Annotated in this window: 1 protein-coding gene; it reads right to left on the reverse strand. The window is 39.3% G+C overall.

Features of this window, described 5'->3' with window-relative positions; all coding sequences use genetic code 11:
- On the reverse strand, positions 1 to 2,367 hold a 2,367-nt coding region (locus tag QMD21_07610; GenBank protein ID MDI6856629.1), incomplete at both ends, for a CARDB domain-containing protein.

A 2,367-nucleotide genomic window follows, 5' to 3' on the forward strand; every position in this document is an offset into this window, starting at 1 on the left:
AACATAGAATCTTCTATACATACCTTCAGTTTCAGTTCTAATATAACTTTCTTTTTCTAAAATTTTTAGATGATATGAAAGCGTGCCGTTGCCTAAATTAAGAGAGCTTCTGATTGAGTTATAATGTGCGCCTGGGTTGAGCTCAATGTAGTTATAAATTCTGCCGCGCGTGAATTGATCTAATGCTGCGTACTTGCGCTTGATGTATAGAGGTGCAAAAAACGAGAATAGAGAGTATTTACCAACTTCAGTTCCTAAAAGAGCAGCTACAATAACGATAGTAGCAGCAATAGCGCCTCCGATAATGGCAGGAGTTGGTAAAGGAGAAGGAGCTGTTGGGATTATCGCCTCTTTTATTATCTCTGTACTCTTGCCTATCAAATTATTATCTTCATCAGTTTCTTTAATATCATTATCTGGATCTACCCAGACGCTAAGCCAGTATCGACCCTCTATTTGAGTAGACCAGTAAAATGTTATTTCCATGCTCTCTCCACGCGCAAGTAATAAAATTTCAAAATCTTCGTAAGACTCGTTATTAACTAGAAATCTCACTTTGATATTTTTCGCTGGATAGCTGCCTAGATTTTTGATAACTAATTTTACAGATACATTTTCGCCGACTTTGGCTCGCGCTACCAAACTTAATTCTATTATTGCAAGGTCTGGCTTGAAAATATCATTTAGATTAAAATTAGTCCAGAGCTCTTCCACTCTATCAACAATACTGTCACTCAACTCATCAACAGTCAAATTCACAGAATAAATTCCTGTCTCGCTAATTGCAGACCAGTTTGTTATTTCGTAAATATGTGTAGCATTTGCATTGATAGGCACATCTCTGAGTGCAAATACTTGAGTACCATTTGTAATATAAAGTGAGTAGAATTTATCTGAATTTGAAGTTAGAATTATAGTGCCGTCTGAGGCTGTTCTTATCTTATCTATATCCTGCACTGATGTTGTTGATTCTATTTTATAGAAATCGCCAGGCCCAAAATCGCCTGGAGCAAATACAAATACAAAATCGCCAGGCCCAAAGCCTCTAATTGTGTAAGTATAATTGAAATCGCCAGGCGCAAAGTAAATTTCTATATCGCCTGCTATAATCATTGTAGCATTTGGTAGCCAGTTCTCGTGCCTTCCGCTACTTTCATTATAGCCGAGCAAAGCGCCAGTTGCATTTATTATAGTTAAATCTGCAGGGCAGCGCAGCGCTATACCGAATTGATTTCTACGAGTTGCGTATTCTTCAAGTTTATCTGAAACTGTAATTGTTTTTGTTACGCTCGCTAGCGCGTTGTCATCGTCTCTTACAGTTAAAGTCACAGTATAATTTCCAGGTAGATAGTTATGGGATACAACTTCGTCGTAGCCGTAAGTGTTATCACCAAAATTCCAGCTCCAATTTAGTATTACGCCGTCTGGGTCGTAAGATAACGGGTAGCTTGCATCAAACTTAACGAAGCCTACGGAATAGAGCATCTCATCGAGTAGTTGTGTTAGGTTTAGTATCTGCGAGCCTTCGCCCCCTTCGCCTTGGTTAAATACCATATGCTCCGAAGTTATATTTCCATTTGTGTAATTAACGATAACCCAGACACTGCTACCGCCACCGCCAGAAACTCTTTCTACAACAACCTCATAGAATCTAGATGCATTAAATAGGAAATCCAAAGATGCCTCGTTCGGCTTTCCCGTCGTTCTTGTCACACTTAAGTTTGCTATGCTAACGTTGTTTTCTTTTAAAGTAAGATTAATAACAGCTCCGGGTCTGCCTGCAACTCTAAGTGTAATATTAACGTATTCGCCGTCTATTGCTTTCGTTCCTTGATAAAACACGAAATTTGCAACTGGTGGAATGTTTTCGGTAACTACAGTAAGAATTTTCGTTGCTTCATTGTTAGTCTCGTCGCTTTCAGCAGTCAGATTATCAGGATCAACAATAACTTTAACCGTATAATTTCCAGCAGGAGTTGCAGTCCAAGTTGTCGATAAGGTGATAGAGCTTGTTGGAGATAAGGAGGAGATTGTTTTTGTGGCTATCAAAGTAGTATCAGCATAAAATCTTACTGTAATATTAGGTGCAGCCGCGTTGCCAATATTATGAACAGTTGCATTTATTGTGATTGTGGTGCCATTTGAGACGGTGTTAGAAGGCAAAATCGTAATATCTTCGGGTGAAATTGCTAAGTCAGGTAGCGGCGCGGGATTATCCACATAAACATTTACAGATTTAGTTTCAGAATAATCAATGCCATCCCAAGCTCTTGCGTAAATTGTATGCCAACCGTTGGAAACGGTTGTTGTGTCCCAAACGAAGGACCATGTGGTAGTGCCTGTTGCTAACTGCCAACTCCCGCTGTC

The sequence above is a fragment of the Candidatus Thermoplasmatota archaeon genome (genome assembly GCA_030018475.1).
Lineage (GTDB): Archaea > Thermoplasmatota > JASEFT01 > JASEFT01 > JASEFT01 > JASEFT01.